Source organism: Terriglobales bacterium (assembly GCA_035651995.1).
GTDB lineage: Bacteria > Acidobacteriota > Terriglobia > Terriglobales > Acidobacteriaceae > DASRER01.
Genome location: DASRER010000003.1, coordinates 1 through 3,670, shown reverse-complemented (window position 1 = coordinate 3,670; position 3,670 = coordinate 1). Strand labels below are relative to the sequence as shown.

Genomic DNA, 3,670 nt, shown 5'->3' with positions numbered 1-3,670 from the left:
ATCAGCGCCGACCAGTTCGTCGTCGCCCGCGTCCCGGAAGGCGCCACGTCCGGGCCCGTGGTGGTCTCCAGCGACGGCGCGACCAGCAATCCGCACAACATCACCGTCGCCGCGCCCATCGCCGAGAACCTGCACCCCGTCACCAATCCCGCCCTCGACCTCGAAGGCAACATTTATGTCACCTTCTCCGGAGCGCGCGGACAGAAAGTTCCCGTAGCCATCTTTAAGATCGACACCAGCTACAACGTCAAGCCATTCGTCAGCGAAATGATGAATCCCACCGCCATTGCCTTCGATCGCGCCGGACAGATGTACGTCTCCTCGCGCTACGACGGCACTGTCTATCGCGTGGCGCCGAACGGGACCATGTCCGCTTACGCCGAAGGCATGGGCATCGCCACCGGGCTGGCATTCGATCGTGAAGAAAACCTCTACGTCGGCGACCGCAGCGGAACCATTTTCAAGATCAACCGCGAGCGCCAGATTTTTGTCTTTGCCACGCTGGAGCCCAGCGTCTCCGCCTATCACCTGGCGTTCAGCCCGGATGGCGACCTCTTTGTCACCGGCCCAACCACCTCCAGCTTCGATTCCGTCTATCGCGTGGATCCGCACGGCACCACCGAGGTGTTCTACCGCGGCCTGGGACGTCCCCAGGGTCTGGCCTTCGATGTGGACGGCAACTTGTACGTTGCTGCCTCCCTGCGTGGCCGCCGCGGAATTGTGAAGATCACTCCCGAAAAGAAGGCCGCGCTGGTGATTGCCGGACAAGGTCTCGTCGGCCTCGCCTTTGCTCCCGGCAGGGCCGCCGTGCTCGCCACCAACAACGCCGTCCACCACATCGCCTGGGGCATCCAGGGCCTGCCGCTGCTTCCGGTGGAATAACGTTTCCATTCTCGACCTAAACAATTCACCGCCGAGCCCCGCCGAGATCGCAGAGAAAATCTCGAACGTGGCGCCTGCTGATAGGTTTACCTCCGCGCTTCCAAGCCACACCTCGCAGAGTGACTCACCATATCTCGATCTCGGCGCTCTCGGCGTGCTCGGCGTTGAGTCCCATGTAAAACTTGAAACTGGCAGCCGGAAACTGGAAACTGCTTCTGTGACTGCCGAGATCATCGCCATCGGCTCCGAACTGCTCACGCCGTACTTTCAGGACACCAACTCCCTTTACCTCACCGACAAGCTGAATCAACTCGGAGTCGAAATCGCCTTCAAGACCGTCGTCGGTGACGACCGCGAGCGGCTCACGTGTGTGGCCCGGGTGGCAATCGCGCGCTCTGACATCGTGATCTTCATGGGTGGCCTGGGCCCTACTGAAGACGACCTCACCCGCGAATGCGTTGCGGCGGCGCTGGGGCGCGAGGTCCACCGCGATCCCACGCTCATCACCGAACTCTACAAGCGCTTCGCCGAACTGCGGCGTCCCATGCCGCCGAACAATGAGCGCCAGGCGGAGGTTATCGAAGGCGCGGTGGTGCTGCCCAACCCGCTGGGCACCGCGCCCGGACAATGGCTCGAAGTGGAAGAAGCTGGCCGTCGCCGCTACCTCACGCTGCTGCCCGGCCCTCCGCACGAGATGAAGCCCATCTTCGAGCAGCAATGCCTGCCGCGCCTCAAGACGATTCTTCCGCCGCAGCACATCGCCACTCGTGTATTGAAGATCGCCATGATGGGCGAATCTGCGTGCGATGCAAAAGCGGCGCCCATCTACAAGCGTTATCCCGACGTGCAGACCACGATCCTTGCGGGCGCGGGCGACATCCAAATCCACCTGCGGGCACGCGGCGCGACGCTCAAAGAGGCGCAGGCCCGTGTGGACGATTTGGCGGGAGCGCTCGAAGACGAACTTGGCGACTACGTCTATTCCAGCGCCGGCGAGACGCTGGAGCAGATCGTGGGCTATTACCTGCAGATGCGCGGCGCCACGATCGCCGTGGCCGAGTCGTGCACCGGCGGCCTGCTCGGCCAACGGCTAAGCTCGATCAGCGGCAGCTCGCGATACTTTCTCGGCGGTGCCATCGTCTACTCCAACGATCTCAAAACGCTGTTCGCGAACGTGCCGCCGCTGCTGATCGCCCAGCACGGCGCCGTGAGCCGAGAGGTGGCGGCGGCGCTGGCCCAGGGCATCCGCGACGAAACCGGCGCCACCCTGGGCGTCGGGATTACCGGCGTGGCCGGGCCCACCGGCGGAACCGAGGAAAAGCCCGTGGGCCTGGTGTATGTCGCTCTCGCCGACTCCAGCGGCGTCGAAGTTGTGGAGCGCCGTTTCCCCGGCGACCGCGACCGCATCCGCTGGTTCGCCACCCAGCAGGCGCTGGACATGGTGAGAAGAAAGTTTTTGTAGCAGTTCGCAATTGGCCATTGCAGTTGGCGTGATGCGCGCGTGGCATTGATTTGCAGCGTTAAGCGCCGCACAAGGCGCGCGTGTCTCAGGCACGGGCAGGGATGGTGATTAGCCGATGTCCAAGCCAATTGCCCCAAAAAACATGCGCATCTTTGTCGCCCTCGACCTCGATCCCGCCATCCGCGAGCGCATCGAGCGCTTCATGGAGGGTGTGCGCGGCTTTTCTCCCGACGCCAAGTGGGTCACACCCGCGTCGCTGCACGTCACGCTCAAGTTCATCGGCGAGCAGCCGCCGGAGCGCGTCGAGGAGATCCAGCGCGCGCTGGCTCAAATCAAGGCGCCGCCGGTTGAGATCGCCTTCCGCGGCTATGGCCTCTTCCTTCTCCACGCGCCGCGCGCGTCTTCTGGGTAGGCATCCACGCCGGCCCCGAACTTGAAGTCCTGGCACGGAACGTGGACGACGTGACTGCGCGCTTCGGCATCGAGCGCGAGGAGCGCTATGCGCCGCACCTGACGCTGGCCCGCGCGCGCCCTCCTCAGCAGCGTGGCCGCCCCTTACGTGCCGCAGCGGGATCCTTGCCAGCCCGCCGCACTGTCGGCAGCTCTCATCTTCGCGCCAGTGAAATCTCTTCGCCGCCGTTCGCGCGCGTACAGGAGAAACTCGCAGCGCTGCCGCAGCCCGAGTTCGGTACAATGACCGCCCAGGACTTCTGCCTTTTCGAAAGCAAGCTATCGCCGAAGGGAGCGCAGTACACGAAAATCGGGGAGTTTCCTTTAAATCGTTAGTTGGGGTTGCGAGTGCGAACGGCCGCGACCTGGGCGAAGCCGAAGGGAAGCGGGCAAGCGAGCCGCGAGTCGAGGGATCATGCCGTTACTTTTAGCCATGCGGGAGCAGGCTGTCGCGCACATCGGCAAACCAGGCGGCTAGCGACCACCGGCTCACACCCGCAGAAATGTTGATCTACGTCATGATCGTGTTTCTCGCCTACCTGCTGGGATCCATTCCCTTCGGCTACCTCCTGGTGCGCGTCTTCCGCGGCGAAGACGTACGCACCGTTGGCAGCGGCAACATCGGCGCCACCAACGTGGCCCGCAAAGCGCCCGCCCTGGGATTGCTGACGCTCCTACTTGATGCCGCCAAGGGCTATGCCGCCGTTGCCCTCGCCTTCGGCATCTCCCATTCGAGTTGGAATCGTGACAACGCCGATCCCATCCTGCTCATGTCCACTGCCGCCCTGTTCGCGATTCTCGGTCATGTGTACCCTGCGTGGCTCCGATTTAAAGGCGGCAAGGGAGTCGCGACCGGCGTCGGCGCCTTCCTGGCGG

Annotated in this window: 5 protein-coding genes; all 5 read left to right on the top strand. The window is 63.7% G+C overall.

Going from position 1 to position 3,670, the window contains the following annotated elements; all coding sequences use genetic code 11:
- A partial coding sequence (locus VFA60_02480) for a gluconolaconase (protein HZQ90640.1) occupies positions 1 to 882 on the top strand: 882 nt, incomplete at its 5' end.
- Between the two features lie 217 nt (positions 883 to 1,099).
- Complete coding sequence (locus VFA60_02475) at positions 1,100 to 2,344, top strand: competence/damage-inducible protein A (GenBank protein HZQ90639.1); 1,245 nt, start codon at positions 1,100 to 1,102, stop codon at positions 2,342 to 2,344.
- 115 nt (positions 2,345 to 2,459) lie between these two features.
- A complete protein-coding gene (gene thpR, locus VFA60_02470) occupies positions 2,460 to 2,756 on the top strand; it encodes an RNA 2',3'-cyclic phosphodiesterase (protein ID HZQ90638.1) in 297 nt (98 codons plus the stop codon).
- Positions 2,757 to 2,797: 41 nt separating this feature from the next.
- Positions 2,798 to 3,130 (top strand): hypothetical protein, encoded by a 333-nt coding sequence (locus VFA60_02465; GenBank protein ID HZQ90637.1) that lies wholly within the window; start codon positions 2,798 to 2,800, stop codon positions 3,128 to 3,130.
- Positions 3,131 to 3,297: 167 nt separating this feature from the next.
- Positions 3,298 to 3,670, top strand: a 373-nt coding sequence (locus VFA60_02460; GenBank protein HZQ90636.1) for a glycerol-3-phosphate acyltransferase, incomplete at its 3' end; no start/stop codon positions are given.

Bases quoted from the DNA above. Each gene is read 5' to 3' on its own strand.
- thpR (HZQ90638.1), top strand. From the start codon at position 2,460: ATGTCCAAGCCAATTGCCCCAAAAAACATGCGCATCTTTGTCGCCCTC.